18 protein-coding genes are annotated in these 18837 nt (G+C 65.1%); 4 read left to right on the top strand and 14 right to left on the bottom strand.

All coding sequences use genetic code 11. From position 1 onward, the window contains the following. The first annotated feature begins 67 nt into the window (after positions 1 to 67). On the top strand, positions 68 to 499 hold the full coding sequence (locus G503_RS0104905; RefSeq protein WP_028026698.1) for a hypothetical protein: 432 nt from the start codon (positions 68 to 70) through the stop codon (positions 497 to 499). Between the two features lie 33 nt (positions 500 to 532). On the opposite strand, the gene G503_RS15565 is transcribed toward G503_RS0104905, so the two are convergent. Beyond that, positions 533 to 1309, bottom strand: a complete 777-nt coding sequence (locus G503_RS15565) for an ATP-binding domain-containing protein (RefSeq protein ID WP_169628143.1) — start codon at positions 1307 to 1309, stop codon at positions 533 to 535. A 71-nt stretch (positions 1310 to 1380) separates the two neighbouring features. Beyond that, positions 1381 to 2736 (bottom strand): helicase domain-containing protein, encoded by a 1356-nt coding sequence (locus tag G503_RS15560; RefSeq protein ID WP_051190935.1) that lies wholly within the window; start codon positions 2734 to 2736, stop codon positions 1381 to 1383. Positions 2737 to 3162: 426 nt separating this feature from the next. On the opposite strand from G503_RS15560, the gene G503_RS0104895 reads away from it, so the two are divergent. From G503_RS0104895 to G503_RS0104885, 3 genes are read left to right on the top strand one after another with little or no spacing between them, the layout of a single operon-like run. Further along, positions 3163 to 4179: an alpha/beta hydrolase gene (locus tag G503_RS0104895; protein ID WP_028026697.1), complete on the top strand. Its 1017-nt coding sequence runs from the start codon at positions 3163 to 3165 to the stop codon at positions 4177 to 4179. After that, positions 4152 to 5528: a phthiocerol/phthiodiolone dimycocerosyl transferase family protein gene (locus G503_RS13790; protein ID WP_051190934.1), complete on the top strand. Its 1377-nt coding sequence runs from the start codon at positions 4152 to 4154 to the stop codon at positions 5526 to 5528. The genes G503_RS0104895 and G503_RS13790 overlap by 28 nt, the downstream gene beginning before the upstream one ends. Further along, positions 5525 to 5848: a hypothetical protein gene (locus G503_RS0104885; RefSeq protein WP_028026696.1), complete on the top strand. Its 324-nt coding sequence runs from the start codon at positions 5525 to 5527 to the stop codon at positions 5846 to 5848. Before G503_RS13790 ends, G503_RS0104885 begins: the two co-directional genes overlap by 4 nt. An 83-nt stretch (positions 5849 to 5931) precedes the next feature. Here G503_RS0104885 and G503_RS0104880 read toward each other — a convergent pair whose 3' ends face one another. The 12 genes from G503_RS0104880 to G503_RS0104820 all read right to left on the bottom strand — a co-directional run bounded on the left by G503_RS0104880 (position 5932) and on the right by G503_RS0104820 (position 18781). After that, on the bottom strand, positions 5932 to 7206 hold the full coding sequence (locus G503_RS0104880) for a type II toxin-antitoxin system HipA family toxin (RefSeq protein ID WP_028026695.1): 1275 nt from the start codon (positions 7204 to 7206) through the stop codon (positions 5932 to 5934). Further along, complete coding sequence (locus G503_RS15555) at positions 7190 to 7516, bottom strand: helix-turn-helix domain-containing protein (RefSeq protein WP_051190933.1); 327 nt, start codon at positions 7514 to 7516, stop codon at positions 7190 to 7192. Before G503_RS15555 ends, G503_RS0104880 begins: the two co-directional genes overlap by 17 nt. Before the next feature lie 197 nt (positions 7517 to 7713). Continuing rightward, positions 7714 to 8493, bottom strand: a complete 780-nt coding sequence (locus G503_RS0104870) for an energy-coupling factor transporter transmembrane component T family protein (protein ID WP_028026694.1) — start codon at positions 8491 to 8493, stop codon at positions 7714 to 7716. Then, complete coding sequence (locus tag G503_RS13780) at positions 8493 to 9458, bottom strand: energy-coupling factor ABC transporter ATP-binding protein (protein ID WP_084636284.1); 966 nt, start codon at positions 9456 to 9458, stop codon at positions 8493 to 8495. Before G503_RS13780 ends, G503_RS0104870 begins: the two co-directional genes overlap by 1 nt. After that, the gene (locus G503_RS0104860) at positions 9455 to 10294 is read right to left on the bottom strand and encodes an energy-coupling factor ABC transporter ATP-binding protein (protein ID WP_028026693.1); all 840 of its coding nucleotides are present in this window, start codon (positions 10292 to 10294) and stop codon (positions 9455 to 9457) included. The genes G503_RS13780 and G503_RS0104860 overlap by 4 nt, the downstream gene beginning before the upstream one ends. A 24-nt stretch (positions 10295 to 10318) precedes the next feature. After that, the gene (locus tag G503_RS0104855) at positions 10319 to 10933 is read right to left on the bottom strand and encodes a hypothetical protein (protein ID WP_156891932.1); all 615 of its coding nucleotides are present in this window, start codon (positions 10931 to 10933) and stop codon (positions 10319 to 10321) included. 664 nt (positions 10934 to 11597) lie between these two features. Next, on the bottom strand, positions 11598 to 12620 hold the full coding sequence (locus G503_RS0104845) for a hypothetical protein (protein WP_028026691.1): 1023 nt from the start codon (positions 12618 to 12620) through the stop codon (positions 11598 to 11600). A gap of 496 nt (positions 12621 to 13116) precedes the next feature. Next, complete coding sequence (gene aroF, locus G503_RS13775) at positions 13117 to 13917, bottom strand: 3-deoxy-7-phosphoheptulonate synthase (RefSeq protein ID WP_051190932.1); 801 nt, start codon at positions 13915 to 13917, stop codon at positions 13117 to 13119. Beyond that, complete coding sequence (locus G503_RS0104835; protein ID WP_028026690.1) at positions 13914 to 14195, bottom strand: chorismate mutase; 282 nt, start codon at positions 14193 to 14195, stop codon at positions 13914 to 13916. Before G503_RS0104835 ends, aroF begins: the two co-directional genes overlap by 4 nt. Before the next feature lie 275 nt (positions 14196 to 14470). Then, a complete protein-coding gene (locus G503_RS0104830) occupies positions 14471 to 15037 on the bottom strand; it encodes a DUF308 domain-containing protein (RefSeq protein WP_028026689.1) in 567 nt (188 codons plus the stop codon). A gap of 294 nt (positions 15038 to 15331) precedes the next feature. Beyond that, positions 15332 to 17065 (bottom strand): FAD-dependent oxidoreductase, encoded by a 1734-nt coding sequence (locus G503_RS0104825; protein ID WP_028026688.1) that lies wholly within the window; start codon positions 17063 to 17065, stop codon positions 15332 to 15334. A gap of 162 nt (positions 17066 to 17227) precedes the next feature. Next, positions 17228 to 18781, bottom strand: coding sequence for a response regulator transcription factor (locus tag G503_RS0104820; protein ID WP_028026687.1), 1554 nt, complete (start codon positions 18779 to 18781; stop codon positions 17228 to 17230). Positions 18782 to 18837 lie beyond the last annotated feature (56 nt).

Below are 18837 nucleotides of genomic sequence, written 5' to 3'. Positions count from 1 at the left end.
ACCCGTCGACCCGCTTCACGTTACCCCCCCGTCGCGTCCTCGGCGCGACCTCGAGAAAGGAAACCCCATGAACTCCCTTGCAAAGAGCGCCTTCACGCGCACCTGCGTGATCTTCACCGCCGCCATGGCCCTGTGGTGCGTCGCCGGCCTTGCCTTCGCCGGCCCGGTCGAGGGCATCGTCATCACGCTGTCGCTGCTCGCCGCCTGCGCCGCCCTCACTCTGCTCCAGGTGCTCTGGTTCACCGAGGCCCTGCTCACCCGCCCGAGCTACCCGGCGCGCATCGCGGGCTTCGGCATCACGGCCCTGCCCGTGCTCGCCCTCTGCGCGGCCGCGGGCGGCTGGTTTCCCGTTGACAACCTGGGAGCCTGGATCACCTTCGCCGTCATCTACCTGGTCACCCTGGGCGCCATCACCGTCGGCTACACCCTGCACTACCGCCGCACCGTCGGCAGCTTCGACGCCGCCCTGGCCCGCTACCGCGAGAAGCGCGGGGAATAGGGCCGCCGCGCTCGCCCGAGGCGCAGGCCGGCGCTACCCCCTCGGGACATCCCCGAGAAACGGGCTCGGCTCGTCGCGGTAGAGGATGGTCAGCCCGTGCATGGCGCGGGTGAGGGCCACGTACAGCAGATGGCGGTCGGCCTCGGTGGCGTACTGGCGGCCGTCGGCGTCCAGCAGCACCGCCTCGTCGAACTCCAGGCCCTTGGCCAGGCGCACCGAGGTGACCACGACGCCACCCGGGTACGTGTCGGTCTCGTCGGTGATCAGGGCGACCTCGTGGACGCGGCCGATGAGCTCGGCGTAGCGGGCGGCGAGAAAGTCGGACTTCGCGATGATACCCAACGTGCGCCGCCCGGCCGCGCGCCACCGCCCCACCGCCGCACCTACCGCCGCCAGCACGCCCGCGGTGTCCCCGCAGCGCACGAAGCGGGGATCCTCGCCGTGGCGCTCGACCGCCACCAGACCGCCCACGGGCAGCACGCGCCGCGCCAGCTCGGTAATCTCGAAGGTGGAGCGGTAGCTCGTCATGAGGCGCACCACGCGGGCTCCGGGGTAATGGGCCGCCACCGTCTCGGGAGGGGCGGCAACGCGACCGTCCACGAGCTGGTTCGCGTCGCCCAGCAGCGTCTTGTCGCAGCGGAAGAGCCGCGAGACGGCCTCGTGGGCCGCTGGCGACAGATCCTGCATCTCGTCGATCACCAGGTGGCGCACTGGCGCGGCGGCGGCAAAGCCGTCGGAGCCCCGGAAGGCCCAGGCGCACAGCACGAGCGGGAAGGAGTCCTCCCATTCCACCGTGCCCTTCGCTGCCATCTTGAGAAGCGCGCTTCGGCCCGTATCGGCCAGAAAGCGCCGGTACAGGGCAAGCGGGTTCTTCGCGCGCATCATGCGCAGCAGGCGCGACGCAGCTCGCGGCGAGTCGGCATCGCGTGGGCGTAGCGGCCGAAGGTCTTGCCGTGGGCAAGCTCCAGGGCGTCGCCCGCTACGAGGTCGAGTCGCTCCTCGAAGGGCACGGGCGCGTAGGCCGAGAAGCGCTCGGCAAGCCAGGCGGCACAGGCCACATCCCCGCCGACGGACAGGTCGTGCGGCTCGAACAGCGCCCCGCCCGCAGCCAGCTGTCCGTCGAGCCACGCAGCAAGCGATTGCGCGAATTTTTCGGTGCCCTTCACCTGGGCGCGCTCGGCGCGAACGGCGTCGGCCTCGTCGGCGAACGAGCGGGCGGGCGCCACCTTCGCGATGCCCTCCAGAAGCAGGCTCGCCAGCTCGTGCAGGCTCCACGAGCGCACTGGCTCCTCGCCGAGCTCCGGGAGCACGCCCGAGATGTAGTCGGAGAACACCCGGCTCGGCGACAGGATGGCCACCGACTGCGAGGAGAGCCGCTCCTTCTGGCGGTAGAGCAGATAGGCCACCCGGTGCAGGGCGATGGAGGTCTTGCCGGAGCCCGCCACCCCCTGGATGACAAGCGTGCCCGGCGCCTCGTCGCGGATGACGGCGTTCTGCTCGCGCTGGATGGAGGCCACGATGTCGTGCATCTTCGCATCCGACGAGCGGGAAAGCGCCTGGGCCAGCACCTCGTCGCGCACGCTCGACGAGGAATCGACGGCGTAGACGAGCCGCCCCTCCTCCACGGCGACCTGCCGCTTGCGCACCAGGGTTCCGCGCCGCTCGCCCGCCGGCGCCTGGAAGGCCGCGGGGCCCGGCTCGAAATCGTAGAACAGCGCCGCCACCGGGCTGCGCCAATCGGATACGACGGCCTTGTTCTCCCAGGTAAAGGCGAATCGCCCGATATAGGTCACCTCGGGGGCGCCGCCATCGGGCACCGTGCCGCCCGCGCCGGAGCCAGGCGATGCATCGGGGTCCGCGCCGGGGCCAGCCGCCCCCGACGCCCTGCCGTCCGCGTCATCCCCATCGAGGAAGTCCACCCGCGCGAAGTAGGGGGAGGCCAGCAGCTTCTCCAAGCGCCGGTGCGAGCGGGCGGCTACGGCGGCCTGAGCGTCCAGGCGGTTCAGCTCGAAGGCCGACAGGTGTGCCTCCTCCGGAGCAAGTTCCCCGCGCGAGGCGGCCAGCTGCGCGCCGGCCTCCCGATGGCTCTCCTCGGTGCGCGCGGCCAAGGCCCCGGACCGCGCCACGGCGGCGCGCACCTGTCCGAGCACCGCCGCAAGATGAGCACGCTCCGCCTCTTCGATATCGTTTGCCTGGTGATGGTCGTTGGCCCGCAGGGGCATAGTGGGCGCCGTCACGTCCCGCTCCTTCCTCTTCCAAGGTTTCGTCTCATGCGAACGGCTCGGCCGCGGCGGCCCCGTTCGGGAAACCTGAGAGGTCGGAGGCGTGAGAAACACCGACGTCAAGGTGGGGAGGCTATGCTAGCGGCACTTTCGCGCTCCGCATCGCCGCAGCACACCGACCTCCACAAGATGTTCACAGACTCCCGCTTTCCCACCTGCGCCCATCGGTTTGCCAGCAGAAGGCGCCGCAGGGTCTTCTGCCAGCCTCCACCAGCGCATACCGAACCCTGCGCATTCACGCATCGTGAACTCGAAAGACTGGCCGTGTGTCGCTCCGTTAACCGTTTGATGCCAAGGCCTTCCGGCGGTAGCCGTCGGAAGGCCTTATCGCTTAGCATGGGCCTCATCATTTACGCACCGTCAACGAGTAAAGGAGCAGCCATGCCCATGAACCCCGTGGTCCAGGCCGTGATAAAGGCCATCACGCTCGTGCAGCCCGACGTGGCCTCCTCGTGGGATGCCCAGCGCAAGGTGGAAGACGCCGCCGGCAAGCTCACCATCGCCGACCCGCGCTGTCGCATCGACGCGACCACCGTGGCCGCCCCCGACGGCTACGAGATACCCCTGCGCGTGTTCACCCCGCTCGACATCGACTTCTCGCTGAAGGCGGGGCTCCACGTGAACGAGGATCATCGCGGCACCATCCTGTATATGCACGGCGGCGGCTGGGCCAACGGCGACGTGGACTTCTACAGCGACGCCTGCATGCGCACGGCGCTGAAGCTGGAGCGCCGGGTCATCGCCGTGGACTACCGTCGCAGCCCCGAGTGCCGCTTCCCCGTGCCGCTGGAGGACTGCTACGCCGTGGCCCGGGCCCTGTTCGCCGGCGAGGTCATCCCCGATGCCGATCCCGAGCACATCGTGCTCATGGGCGACTCGGCCGGCGGCAACCTCACGGCCGGGGTGAGCCTTCTGGCCCGCGAGCGCGGCGACTTCGCGCCCCGCACGCAGATTCTGCTGTACCCGCTCACCTACAACGACCACAGCGAGAGCACCCTGTTCGACTCGGTGCGCGACAACGGCGAGGACTACCTGCTCACCCGCCAGGCCATCGTGGACTACATCGAGCTGTACCTGCGCGCGCCCGAGGACTTCCACGATTCCCGCTTCGCGCCCCTCATCGCGACGTCTTTGGCCGACATGCCCCGCACGCTGGTCATCACTGCCGAGTACGACCCTTTGCGCGACGAGGGCGAGGCCTTCGCGGCCCGGCTCGATGCCGAGGGAGGCGAGGTGGCCTGCTTCCGCATGACCGACGGCGTGCACGGCTACTTCCTGTACCCCTCGGTGCTCTCGCTCGTGCGCGACACCTACCGGCTCATCGCGCACTTCCTCGACGGCGATCCCATCCCCACCGAAGGCAAGCTCCCATGGACGCCCCTGCTTGGTACCGACTAGACAACGTCGGCAAGTTCTACGCAGCCCAGGCCGGCGGAGGCGCCCAGACCGTCTTCCGCATTGCCGCCACCATGGCCGACGAAGTGGACGCCGCCGCCCTGCAGCAGGCCCTCGATGAGGCCGTGGCGCTCTTTCCCGGCTTCAACGTGTGTCTGAGAAACGGCCTGTTCTGGCACTACCTGGTACCCGCGCCCGTGCCGCCCCGCGTCGAGCCGGAGACGCTGCCGGTGTGCTTCAGCCTGCACACCGGGCCCGCAAGCGTGCTCTTCCGCGTCACCTACTATCGTCGGCGCATCAACGTGGAGGTGTCCCACATCATCTCGGACGGCCGCGGCACCTTGGAATTCGTGAGGGTGCTGCTCGCGGCCTACGTGGAAGCGCACTACAAGGTTGCCGTCGACCGGGCGCCCTACGCCAGCACCGAGGCCGCCAAGACCGAGGACAGCTTCTCGGCCCACTACGACCGCGCCGCCGCCGGCGCCGATGCGCAGCCGAAGGTGTTCCGCCTGACGGGCTGGAAGACCGACATGGATCCCACCTATCTGGAGCTGCACTACCCCGCCGACGCCGTGCACGCCGCCGCCAAGGCCTGCGGTGCCACCGTCACGAGCTACCTGGTGGCGGCGGTCGTCTGCGCCCTGCGCCGCGAGATGCACGGAGCCGAACGGCAGCGCGCCATCCACATGGACGTGCCCGTGGACCTGCGCGCGCTCTTCGGCTCCACCACCCTGCGCAACTTCTTCGGACTGGCCTACGTCACCTACGTGCCGGGGGATGCCGACGAGCCTCTGGCCGAGGTGACCGCCCGCGTGCAGGAGCAGCTGGCCGCGGGCACCCAGCCGGCCTCGCTCAAGCGCCGCATGATGCGCATGGTGAAGTTGGAGAAGAACCCGCTCGTGCGCGCGGTGCCCCTCATCGTAAAGAACGCGGCCCTCGACTTCGCCGCCTGGCGAGCCGCCCGCGAGGTGACCTGCACCGTATCCAGCCTGGGACGCGTGCAGCTGGACGACGCGGTGACCCCCTACGTGGAGGGCATCAGCGCGCTCACCTCGCCGGCCGGGCTGAACTTCATCCTGTGCACCTGCGGAAATGATTTGTGCATCGGCGTCTCCAGCCGCTTCGTGAGCCTGCGGGCGGCGCGGCATCTAGTGGACGTGCTGGCCGCCGAGGGCTTGCATGGCCAGGCGAACCTCAACAAGAGCAGCGAGCAGGTGGACGCCGCCTTACGGGAATCGGCCCTGGAAGAGCGTCTCGCTGCCATCGGCGCCACGTGGCAGGAGCACAAGGTGGCGGCACCCGCTCGCGACCAGGGGCGCTTGGGCGAGCGCGCGAAGGGAGACCGCCCATGAGGCACTGCGACCGCTGCCATCTCGACTACACCGGGGACGCGGACCGCTGCGCCCTGTGCGGAAGCACGCTTACCGGGCAGGTGACGCCCTCGCCCTTCCCCGTGGCCATCTGGCACCGCCTCTCGCGCACGGTGCACCGGGCCCTGGGAGCGCTCATCGTCGTTGTGGTCGCCGCAGCGGCCATCGCCGCGGCCGCCTTCGGGCTGCCGGCGCTGCTCATCGCCCTGGGCGCCGGCATTGCGCTGCTCGTCATCGCCAAGCTTCTGCTCACCCAAGGCCCCCTCAGCGTGAAGCTCGGCAAGTACTTCTCGCTGCGCTAGAGCCCGAGCACCGCGAGCACGATGGCCGCTGCCAGCACGAGCACGCACACGGCCAGCGCGCCCCAATCGCCGGCGCGCAGGCCCTAGCCCAGCCGTGCCGCCGAGCGCTCGCAGAGCTCCGCCACCAAAGGCAACAAGCGACTTCCCAGCTCGTCAACGCCTGAAAGCTTCCCGTTCTCGACCAGCACCGCCTCAAGCGTCGCGGGCACCTTCCCCGCCAAGACCGCCAGCCGCTCCGCCAGCACGTCGCCCGTCAAGCCGTATTCCCCCAGCCCGTTGGCATCGGCGAACTTGCCCAGCCGCCGCGCGCTCAAGCGGCCCACGCGGTTCTCCCCCGCCACGCCCATGGCCAGCTTGATGTCGAAGGGACGCTCGGCATAGGGCAAAAGCGATGCCACATCGTAGAGCGGAGCCAGATACGAGACGTCTCGTCCATGGAGCAGCGAGTAATTCTTAGCATGGGCATCAGGCGCACCAATAAGGTAGTTGAAGAAAAGCATGGCCATGAACTGGGAGATGTTGGCCGCAGCAGAGCCCGTTCGACTGCATACTCCAACGATATCGCGAGCGCCGGGGCCGCCCTCCTCAGGATACTTGCGTTCCGGGAGCACACTCAGAACCTGGCAGAAATCCTCCTGGTGCAGACGCCGCACCCGGCCCGCGTCATCGCGCACCCGATCATAGCGCGCAGCGACGATGGCCGGCTCGTCTTCGAACACCAGGTAATCGACTTGCTCCGCCGGAATGCCGCATACCGCCGCCAGCTTCAGGCACACATACTCGTTGAGTGCGCTCAACTTCAAGTCCGAGATGCCCGGCTTGAAGATATGGGTCGTGGCAGCCGCCCCCTCGCAGCTGTACCACCCGTCGCCTTCGCGACGCAAGGCGAACTTCGCTTGCTGACCGCCGAGGGACCAGCGCTCGTTATCGGTTTCCCACCGAGCGGCCCCATTGCCGCGTCCTTGCTTGAGGCGGAGAGCGACCTCATGGTCCGTCATCGCCGCAAGCGTCTCCTGGCGCTCGAGCAGATCATCGACCGCATCCTCCCCGCAGAGCTGCACCGCGCCGGGGCAGTCAAGCCCAATGCGGGCGAGCAGCGCAAACGGATTGTCAGGAGAAACCCCATACTCATGTCCCAAACTTCTCCTGACATCGTAGCTGTCGGGCAAGAGGCCGAACAGAAAGGGGCGCACCACCCTATCGCCAAACGCTGCGCCATCGATCGGCATCGACAGGGAAAGCGGGACGGCATCGTAGCTGCCTTCATAGGAGAAGGAGAGCGCACCGTCATAGGCTTGCCGAATCGTTCCGGCCCGGCGCCCCGCAATGAGCACAGCCAGGTTATCCACGATGGTCACCTGCGCTTCTCCAAGAATCCACCGCCAATTGAAGGAGCATCTCGTATTCATCGTCCTGAAAACGAGCAGACGGGCCGCTTTCGCCCTTCGAGCAACCGGTGCCCTCCAGCCTCAGCTCTAAGCCGAGTGGGGCCAGCACAGCCTCCAGCTTCGTCAAGCCCACGCCTTGCGCGTCGCCCGCTTCGATCGAGCGAACAAGCCTCTCCGATACCCCCGCAATGCTCGCCAGCTGCTTTTGCGTGAGACCCAATGAGGTCCTGCGGGCCTGCACGCTTTGTCCGATCTCCTGGGAGAACCGAGGCTTTTCCATCGCACGTCCTTTGCGCGTCGCAAAAAATGGGCACTATTCCACCGATTATGAAGCGGCAGAATAATGCCTATAGTATAGCGGAAATATATTGCCGCTTGACAAGCCGGCAATATATTTCCGAATCAAGGGAGAAAGCGGGCGCCACAGGACCGCGAGCGCGGCGCCGCGTGCTCCTCCAGGGAAGCGGCCTCGCAGCCCTACCCCAGCGACGTTCCCAGCACCGCGAGCACGATGGCCGCTGCCAGCACGAGCACGCACACGGCCAGCGCGCTCCAATCGCCAGCACCCAGCGGGTAGTCCTTGTAACCGCTCTCGCGGGTACGCAGGTTGAAGCCGCGCACCTCGGCGGCGATGGCGGCCGAGTTCGTCTTGCGCACCGAGCTCACGAGCAGCGGCACGCACAGCGGAATCATGAGCCGCACCTTCTTCACGAGCGACCCGTCGAATTCCACGCCCCGGGCCGTCTGCGCTTCCATGATGCCGGCCATATCGTTCATGAACACCGGAATGAAGTGCACCGTGCTCGTGAAGGTGAAGGCGTACTTGTAGGGCACATGCAGCTGCTTCACCGCCGAGTTCGTGATGTCGTTCATCTTCGTCACGTAGAACACGAGGAACAGCGGAATGGCCGCGGCCGTAAGCCGCACGATCACCGTGAGGGCCGCCAGCAGGCTGCCAGTGCCGATGAAGCCCCAGGGCAGCGGCACGAGCGGCGCGCCGTGGGGCGTGGTGAGCAGGATGACCACCGCCAGGATGAGCGAGAACGCGAACACCGCCCGGCACAGCCCCGCCGTCTCGCGGCCGAGCCCGCACGAGGCGGCCAAGACAAGCGCCCCGGCCAACAGCGCAAGCAGGAACACCAGGTTGCTCGTCGCAAAGCAGGCGATGGCGAACAGCACGGCGCAGATGAGCTTGACCGAGGGGTTCATGCGGTGCAGAAAACTGTTTCCCGGCACGTATTCCAGAAACTTCGCCATTATCGGCCCCCTTCCCCGTCCGCACCGGCATCGCCGGGCATCGCCTTCGCCTCCACCACAGTCGCGGCACTGGCCACCGTCTCGGCGGAGAGAGCCGCCGCCACGTCGTTGGCCAGAGCTGCGGCCTCGGCAGCAGCCCGGCCCTCGAGCTGCAGCTCCTGGGCGATGGCGGCCACCATCTGGGGCACCGTATCGGCCTGGGCGATGGATGCGGCGCAGCCCTCATCGCGCCCGAGAATCATGGACACCTCGGTCACCTGGGGCGGCAGGATGTGCGCCTCCTTCAGCACGCGCCCGTCGCGCAGCACGTCGAAGGTGGCGCCGTCGGTCACCACTCGCCCGTCGGTCATGGCGATCACCCGGCGGGCGAAATCCCCCACCACTTCCATGTCGTGGCACACCATGATGACAGTCGTGCCACCCTCGTTCAGCTCGCGCACGACATCCATCACCTTCACGCACTCGCGGAAGTCGAGGCCGGTGGTCGGCTCGTCCAGAATAATGGTGGGCGGCGCGAGCACGATGATGGAGGCGAGTGCCAGAAGCTGGCGCGTGCCCCGGTTCAGCAGATAGGGCTCGGCGTCGGCGTCGAAGCCGAAGCGCTCGATGATCGCGTCCACCCGCTCCTCGGCCGCCGGTCCTTCCTCGCCGAGCGCTTTGAAGCCGAAGAGCAGCTCCTCGCGCACGGTGTTGCAGCAGATCTGCCGGTCGGGATTCTGGAAGAGGAAGCCGATGCGCCGCGCCAGCTCGCTCGTCTTCAGCGCGGTGGTGGGCACGCCGTCCACGAGCACCTCGCCGGCCGTGGGTTTCAGAAGCCCGTTGACCAGGCGCATGGTGGTCGATTTCCCCGCGCCGTTGGTGCCCACGAAGGCCACGAAGTCGCCGTCGTTCACCGTGAAGCTCACGTCGCGCAGCACCGCGAGCTCCCCGTCGTAGGAGGCCGACACGTTCTTGAACTCGATCATGCGAGCACCTCCTTCAGCGCCGCAGCGGCACCGGCCACGTTGCGAACCGTCGGGCCGCCATAGAGCCCTTGGGCACCCAAGGCGTTCATGAGCGTGGTGGCCCGCGGCACATTCACGCCGAGGGCCAAAAGCTCGTCGGAGTGGGCCAGCACCGCATCGGGCGTGTCGGCGAAGCGGATGCACCCCCCGTCCACAATGACGAGCATGTCGGCGTAATCGGACAGAAGCGCGATCTTCTGCTCCACCACCACGACGGTGGTGCCGTGCTCGCGGGCGTAGCGGGCGAGCAGGTCGAACACGGCTACCGACGAGGCCGGGTCCAACTCGGCGGTGGGCTCGTCCAGCACGAGCACGCGCGGCTGCAGGGCGATGACCGAGGCCACGGCCACCTTCTGCTTCTGGCCGCCCGACAGGCTGTCGATAGTGCGGTCGCGCAAGTCGACGATGCCCATGGCGGCAAGCGCCTCGTCCACCCGCGCGGGAATCTCGTCTTTGGGCACCGCGAAGTTCTCGAGGCCGTAGAGGATCTCGTCTTCCACCACCGTGGACACCATCTGCGAATCGATGTCCTGGCACACACTGCCCACCACCCGTGAGATGTCGGTAAGCGACGCCTCCACCGTATCGAGCCCCTCCACGGTCACCGACCCGTAGAAGTCGCCCGGGTAGCAGTGCGGGATGATGCCGTTGATGGCATAGGTGAGGGTGGACTTCCCGCTGCCCGCGGCCCCGGTGATGCCCACGAAGCACCCATCGGGAATGGAGAGCGCAATGTCGCGCACCACCGGCGCCTCCCCCTCCCGATACCGAAAACTGAACTCTTTGAACTCGATCATAGCTACTCTTCCTCGATAGCCTACTTACTTCTTCAGAACCTTCTTCAGGGGCATGGCGAGCACCTGGACGAAGATGCAGTTGAACGTGGCCGTGCCCAGCACGATGGCCACGTAGGCCGCCATGGCCACGGCGAAGTCGCCGCCTACGGACACCACGTTGATGTAGACGGACAGCGCCGCGAAGGTGAAGCCGGACACGCAGGTGGAGATGAAGGTGTTCACGAGCGGGTTGACGTCCAGCTTGCCGCCGATCTTCATGGGCACGTGGATGAGCAGGCCGCAGGCGAGCGCGCCCAGAAGCTCCGAGGGAATGTTGAGCAGCGGCGTGGCGTTCAACATCGGAATCTGGCACACCAAACCGGCGATGAGGCCGATGGCCAGCGACTGGGCCACATTCGGGCGAATGATGATGATGGCCAGGCAGTAGGCGGCGATGGTGAAATTCGGCTTCATACCGAAGGAGGCGAGCAGGCTGCCCGCGGTCAGCTTCAGCACGGCCCCGGCGGCCAGAAGCACGGCCACCAGGATGAGATCCTGCACCTGCAGGCCCTTCTTCTCGGTCGCGGCGACGGTGCGCTTGGCGCCGCCGGCCTGGGCGGGAGCGTTCTCGGCGTCGGCGGTCATACGGAGTTCTGCCATGTCAATCAGTCCTTTCTCGGGCAGCTTCCCTGCTGCCCCTCGTGCTCGCGCCTGCGAGCGTTTCCTGTGTCAGCAATTGCCCCGTATCCGACGCCTTGAGAGGTTCCCGGCTTTTCCCAACAAAAAAGGGATCTGTCCTTCGCTTAAAGGACAGATCCCTTGATCTGCGGTGCCACCTTTAATTGATTCGCCGAAGCGAACCCTCTCATGAACGGGCCAACACCCGCTCTGCCTTTAACGCAGGCTCACGGTCCAGATACTCGGCCTCGCCGGAACAAACGGCGGTGGGCCTTTCCCCTTTCCCTCGGCGATCCATTTACCCTCTGGCGTTCTGCGGGAATCTCAGCTGCGCCCGCTCTCTGTGAGTGCCCGGATGGCTTGATCTTCGCCTCATCGGTTTAAGGTATATTCAATTGCTGCGTGTACTTTAGCACAGAAACCTGATCGCGCAAGCCCCTAATTTCCCCATCGCCCGCCAACGGGCCAGCGAGCTCCAGCAGTTTGGCCAAAATCGGATACTTCTCGTAATCAAGCAAAGGGCAACGGCTCTCGATCCCTCAATGAGGGCACCGTTTCCCCAGATCACAAAACACCTGAGACATCTTTCCCTTGAAAAAACGACGAGAAGTGCCCTCAATTGGCCACAAGATCCCCGCTCTGGCACTCAAGCACCTTCGCAAGCAGACTCATCGAAGCTCCGATCAACGAAAACGCCCTCCCGCCACTCGCAGCGATGATAGTCCCGCAGCGACCAGCCGGCTCCGTATAGCTTCCGATGCGCGTCCTTGAATCCCTTGCCACGAATGCGCAGGCGCCTCCCCACTCGCTTGCCGGCTTCTTCGGCGACGTTTTTCATCGCGGAAGCGCTTGCCAGCTGCCTCGCGGTAACCGAAATCACCTTGAAGCCGTCGGCCTCGAGCGCAAGACGCTTCGAAGCGTCCAGGCTTATCTGACACGGATCAAGGTGCTCGGAATTTGAATCGTATTCTATGGCCAGGCGGGACTTGAAATGGCTTATATCGGGTACGAGCGTCTCTCGTCCCGCGATCCTGCGCGCCCTCTTGCTCGGCTTCATCCGGCGATTCATGGCAAGATCGGGAATAGCATAGCCGCCATAGCGATGGGGGATGCTCAGCAGAGACCAGAGAAAAGCCTCCGGCGGCGACGCAGCTCCATCGACCACAAACCTCAACGCCGATCGAGCGGCGCTCGCCCCGCGCAATCCCGGATGGCGTCGCACGAACGCCTCGATGCGCTTCTTGGAGGTAAGCGGGCTGCGCGCGCCAAGCCCATTGCGAGAGGTCGGATCGATGAAGAAGGTTCCGCACAGAGCGTCCCCCGCTTTAACCAGCTCATGGAAAGGCAGCGCCACGGCAAGCTGCACAAAACAAAGCTCAGGACTGCTCGAGAACACACCGTCCGCAATGCGAGCGAATGGCCGCTCTCGATAGGAAAAGATCGAGACATGGGTGACCGCCTGCGGCACGGGACTCTTGCGATGATCGCGAACAAGCACATGATAGGGCTGCGGAATCTGAGGAAACAGCCTCTGCAGATAGCCGATGACCTGCGCATGGGGAACGCAGTGCTTCAGCGCCTCAGCGCCGACAGCGCTCGTCAGCGGAGGCCGATCGGAAACCGACATCCAGTAGGAAAAGGACGATATGCCGTAGAAGAAAACTCGCATGGGAGACAGTTTAGCGAGCGCCCGTCTTCTTCTCGGTAACAAATTTCCGTTCACCAAGAATGCGCTGCGCTGATCGATTTACTCATAATGCGACCCTCCTTAGCGGATAGCCGCCAGCACCGAGGCGCTCGGCGTTGCGCCCTAAATGGACAAAATGAAGCATTTCTCGTCATTCGATACCGCAAACAAACAGGGAGCGTTACTCTGACCTGCGGTTTTCTCGGAAGGATATCGGACAAATTTCCTCTACATGCGGAAAACCTACGAGAAGTACCTCGATTTGGCCTCCTACTCGCACGGCGCTTTCATGCCGGAGGCGCCGACGGCGGCCCCGCCCTTCCTAAGATGGCGGACGTCGGGGTGCAGGAGCCCTCCTAGCAACGAAAGCGGCCGCCCCTCGGGAAGCGGCCGCTTGAACCGCTGTGCAGCAGAAAAAGCCCCCGACGAGCGGTGTCGTCGGGGGCTTTGCCATCTTTCCCTACAACGAAAAGTCGCGTTATACGATCTTCTTGCCCAGGCAGGCGGCCAACTCGCGCAGCTCAGCGACGAGCTCGCGGAACTGGGCCGGGGTCAGCTGCTGGGGACCGTCGGACAGGGCCACCGGCGGGTTGGGATGCACCTCGATCATGAGCGAGTCGGCCCCAGCCGCCACGGCCGCCTTCGCCAGGGCCGGCACCAGGTCGCGCTGGCCGGCCGGGTGCGACACGTCGATGCACACCGGATACAGCGACTGCTTGTGGATGACCGGCACCGCAGCGATGTCCAGCGTGAAGCGGGTGGCCGTCTCGAAGGTGCGGATGCCGCGCTCGCACAGCACCACGTTGTTGTTGCCGCAGTCGGTGATGTAGTCGGTGGCGGCCAGCCATTCAGCGATGGTGCCGGCGAAACCGCGCTTGTACAGCACCATCTGCTGGCTCTCGGCGGTCACCTGGCCGATCTTCTTCAACAGGCTGAAGTTCTGGAAGTTGCGGGCGCCCACCTGCAGGCCGTCCACGTAATCGGCCACCAGCTGGCAGTGGGCCGAGTCCATGACCTCGGTGAGCGTCTTCAGGCCGTAGGTGTCGCCGGCGGCCTTCATGATCTTGAGCGCCTCTTCGCCCAAGCCCTGGAAGGAGTGCGGGTTGGTGCGGGGCTTGAAGGCGCCACCGCGGATCCAGGAAAGACCGAGATCGGCGACGCACTCCGCCACCTCGTTGAACTGCTCTGCCGATTCCACCGAGCAGGGCCCGGCGTAAATGGTGATCTCGTCGGTGCGCTGGCCGAGATCGGGGATGGGGGCAATCTTCACTTCGCTCATACGGACGGCGCCTCCTTCATGATCTTGAGGATGGTGGCATAAATCTCGCGGAGGTTTTCGTTGTACAGCGGCCCCTCGTTGTAGCTGTCCACCCGCGCGAAGATCTCCTCCTCGCGGCGCGCGTCGTACAGACCCATATGCGCACCGGGTTTCAGACCGCGAATGACCAGCGAATGGCCGGCGCGCTTGTTCAAAAGCGCGACGATCTCGCGGTCAATGGCGTCGATCTGCTCACGATGCTTCTGAATCTCGGCAAGATTGCTGTTCTCTTCAGACATCGCTTTTCCTTTCGTGTACCAAAACTTGAACGAGCATGGCCGGCGCGCCCACGCGGCGCAGACGGCCCTCGCGTGGCGTCCATGATAGCAAAGACCCCCGCGCAAGCAGGGGTCATGGGGCAATTAAGTTATAGAAGCCCGCGACGGGCCGCCATCGGCAAAATCGAATGCGAGCCAGCGGAATGCGGAAACAGCGGGAACGCCAGCGCAACGGCCCGGCAAAGCATCGCTGCGACGCTCCGCGCCGCGCGCCCCGGCCCCGCGACGAGCACACCCTAGCGCGGGCGCATCGCCAGATCGGCCTTCTTCTCTGAATCGCGAGTGTACCACTCGATGAACAGATCCACCGCGCCGTTGGCGATGAAGGCCGCGCCCAGCACCAGCACGAAGGTCATGGAGGCGCCCCAGGGATTCACCACGATGAGCACGCCACCGACGCCCACCACTACGGCCGCCGCCAGCACGGCGATCCAGATGCTGCTACCGAACGAGCGCAGCCCCACGGCGCGCACCACGTTCACAATGGCGAGCAAGATAAGCACCACGCCGAGCACCACCGAGAAGAACCCGGCGATCACCTTCGGGAACACAAACGCGATGAGCGCGATGATCAGATAGAACACCGCCGTCATCAGCGTGCCCGTGTTGCGGTAGCGCACGCTACGCTGGCGGAAGTACGATGCGAGGCCCGCTAGCCCCATGAGCGCCAGGGCCACGCCGAATAGCATGATAATGCCTTGAATGGTGATGGACGGATAGATCATCAGAAACAGGCCGAACGCGATGCACAGCACCGCCTGTACCAAATTGTTCGACCGCACAATACCGAAAAACTTCTCCATGGGACAACTCCTATCCTCAAGCGCCTGCAATGCCCCGCCCGCTCTCACGTTCAGCGCCACCGCCCTCCCCGCGGATGCGCCCTGGCGAGGCATCTCCTCTGTACGGGCACCATACTAAAGGCGGCAATGCCCTGGCACATCCCCGTCACCTCACCTGAAAACAATCAGTTGACCAGGCAACATCCCTGACATTGTTCGGTTACCGAACTGTCACCTTTCCACGAGTTGGGCCTCCCTACCCCACGGCAGGAAGGCCCAACTTATGCGCCGTCAAGCACCTATCCCGAGCGAATACTACTCGTTCTCGGCGATGAACTTGCCCGTCAGGTATCCGAAGGTAAGGCAGCATGCGCCATAGTTCACACCCTCGACCTGGAAGGTGTAAAAGCCGGAATAGAAGTCGCCCACCATAGTGCCCACGTTGTACAGACCCTCGATGGGATGGTCATCCGCATCGCACACGCGCATGTTGTCGTCGGTGCGCAGGCCGCCCAGAATGGTCAGCAAGCCCGGCGTGCCAGCCGCTTTGTTCGCATAGAAGGGCGGCGTCTTGATGGGGAACAGGTTCTCGGGTCGCTTGAAGAAGTCGGTGTCCTCCTTGGCCTCGCATAGTTCGTTGTAGCGCTCGATGGTGGCTATGGTCTCCTCCACCGGCAATCCCACCTGTTCGAGCACCTCTTCCAACGTGTCGCCCTTGATGTAGGCGCCCGAAGCCACGGAATCCTCCCACAGCTCTACCACCTGTTCTGGCGCGAGCTTCTCCAGAATGCCGTAGCCGCCCTGGCCCGGATACCAGTCGGGCAAATTCGAGTAGTTCACGTCCCACAGCGCGAAGGACTCGCCGCCCGGCTGCAGCGTCTGAGCGCGACCACCCAAGATGTTCGAGCAGTACTCGTTCATGAAGCGCTGGCCATCGCGGTTCACCAAGAGGCCCCAGAAGTTCTGGTAGGCGTTCGGCGTGGTGCCCGCGTTAATGGTGGCGCCCATGGGCGCGCAGGGGAAGGTCTTCTGCCACGCCGCGCCGACCCACAGCCCCATGCGCTGGCCGTCGCCGGGGAACAAGCCGCCGAACACGAACTCCTTGTCGTAGTTCACGGTGTCGTACACCTCATCGGCCACCATATCCAGCGCCTGGGGCGCGTACTTCGCCATCATGTCGCGGTTGGAAGAAAAGTCGCCCGTGGCCAGCACCACGGCCCTGGTGCCGTTGTACTGGGCGAAGCTGCCGTCCTCGCGCTCGCAAACGATGCCGGTCACGCGACCCGTAGTGCCGTTGGGGACGCCACCACGCACCAACTGGCGCCCGATGTTCTTGAAGAGCACCCGGCCGCCCTCAGCCTGAATCTTCTCGGAGAGGGTGTTCACCACGAAGGGCTGAGTCATGCCCACCGCCTGATTCTCGGCGTTGATCCAGCCGTGAGCTGCAGGGGCCTGGTAGAACAAGCTGTCCTCTACCATGTTCGAGGTGCGCTCGATGCCCGTCTGGAAACCCGCGCCCTCCATGATGTCGATCATCCAGTTCATGGCCTCCTCGCTATTATGGTAGTAGCGGTACCATTTGCGCTGGTCCACGTTGTTGGAGTTCTCGGCCATCTCCTTCAGGATGAAGTAAGGATCCTGGCGCGGGAAGCCCTCCTTCTCCATCTGCTTGGAGTAGATGGCGTTGTTCGAGCCGCCGCGGGAGATGGGGATAGAAGATGCCGTCACCACCACGACGTCCAGCCCCTGCTGGAGCGCCGAGTAAGCCGTCACGAGACCCGCCGTGCCGGCGCCGACCACGACCACGTCGGCCTCCACTGTCTCGGCAATGTCGGTGATGGGCTCGGGCGGAATCTCGAAGGCCCATTTCTGCGTGGCCGACGCAGCCGTCAGGTACTCGGAAGCGGCACCCTCGGCCGGTGCCGCTGCGGTCCCGTTCGCGGCATTGCCTTCTTTCGCGGCCGGCGCGCAACCGGCTAGCGCGCCGCCCGCAGCCAGCGCACCTGTTACTACGGCACCCTTGAGAAAGTCGCGTCGATTCAGTTCCATGGAAGTTCCCTCCTTAAGACCACCTCGCTGAACGGATTTCCAGCAAGATGGCCCCATGCTAGCGAGGTGCCCTCCGCTGACGGTAGCCCCACCACGGGGCGTTTGGGGCGAAAACCTTCCCACCCCTCAAAGTAGGGGGTAGAAAACTACCTGGTCAGACGGTTACTCGTTGAAATTACTCGAAGGTAACCGTTGCTCAACGAGGTCGATGAGCTCTTGGCGCGAATGCACATCGAGGCGCGCGTACAGCGATTTCACGTAGCCGCGCACCGTGTGGGAAGACAGAGCGAGCGTCTCGGCGATGAAGGGCACGTTGCGCCCATGGGCGAGCATCGTGAGGATCTCCCCTTCCCGGGCCGTCAGGTTGAAGCCCTCCCCCAACGCCACACAGGCAGCTTCAAGACTCGCAGACGCAACGGGCGCCGGCGGCCCTTCGCCGACACTCTGGTCGTTGGGGTTCGACAGCGGCAACGGGTTGCGCAGATGGTCGGTCCTCCCTCCATCCAGCAGGCGGCGACCGATGCACAGGGCCAGCGCCACGCAGATACCCACCATCAGCAGCAAAGCCACGGCCAGCACCAGCTTCGACGAACCGCACAGCTGGCGGGTCACCTGACCCGCCGCCATGCCGATCAGACCCGGCGCATAGAGGCAAAATCCCAACACGCCGTAGGTAAGCAGCAGCGGCGCCGTCTTCTTCGAAGCAAATTGCAGACAGCTCAGCATGACACCCAGGGACAACACCGAGAACAGCAGCATGCTCACGAACGAGAAAATGAACCAGTAGCATTCGCTCACGAAGGGGAAGAACAGGCAGACCGTAGCGAAGACCGGTGTCACGCAAAGGAAGATGCGCGGCACGTCGATGCGCCACCGAGTTACCCGGCCCACGGCCAGCATCGCCAGGGCCCCGGCGATGTTGCCTCCCTGGGAAAGCAGCGTTTTGCCCCAGGACGAGAGCCCAGCGTTCAGGCCCGAGGCATCCAGCAGGGGCTGGAACAACGCCAGCACCACGATGCAGGCCAGGGCCAGTCCGAAATGAGCACCCACCCGGCGCAGCGATGACAACGGGGAGTCATCGGCGCGGCCAGCCTCCCGAGGCAGGGGCGCCGACTCCTGCGTCCCCGCGAGCGGCACAGCGCTCCCTGCCGCGGCTGCCCCGCCTCCCTGCATGGCCAGCACCAGAAACACCAGACTGAGCAGAAGCAGAATCAGCACGAGCGACGAGAACGAGAGCGGATTGACCGTCTGTAAGAAGGAAATCGTCAGCGTGGGCACAGCAGCGAACACCGAGCCGGCCACCATGACCATCCAAGCGCACCGAAGAGCGAAGCGCTCGAACACGAGCATCCAGCACATGAGCGCGAAACCCGATCCCAACCCCGTGCACAACGCCCCGCTCGACAGCACCGCCGCAGGCAGATCGAAGGCGCCGCCCAAGCTGTTGGCCGACAAGGCAAATCCCATGACCAGCAGCACGAAGGCAGCTGCGAACAGCACCCGCGGCACCCGCGTCCCATCACCGAAGTGGCCGATGATCACCATAACGAAACTCAGCACCAAACCGAAATGGACCAAAAAGTAAAAGCTCGGCGCCTCCTGAGACACCGCCGAGGGAACCAGCGACAACGGGCTCCAAAACGACAGCGCGCTTAAAGCGAGCGAGCATCCATACCCCGCCGCTGCCAACAACGCCTCGCTGCCCATGCGCCCCATGCCGCCCTCTCCCTCCCACCAAACTCCCGTCAGTATAGCACTGGCACTGGCCCATC

Source organism: Adlercreutzia mucosicola DSM 19490 (genome assembly GCF_000422625.1).
Taxonomy (GTDB): domain Bacteria; phylum Actinomycetota; class Coriobacteriia; order Coriobacteriales; family Eggerthellaceae; genus Adlercreutzia; species Adlercreutzia mucosicola.
The sequence above is the reverse complement of the archived record's forward strand: the minus strand, read 5'-3'. Positions and strand labels throughout refer to the sequence as shown.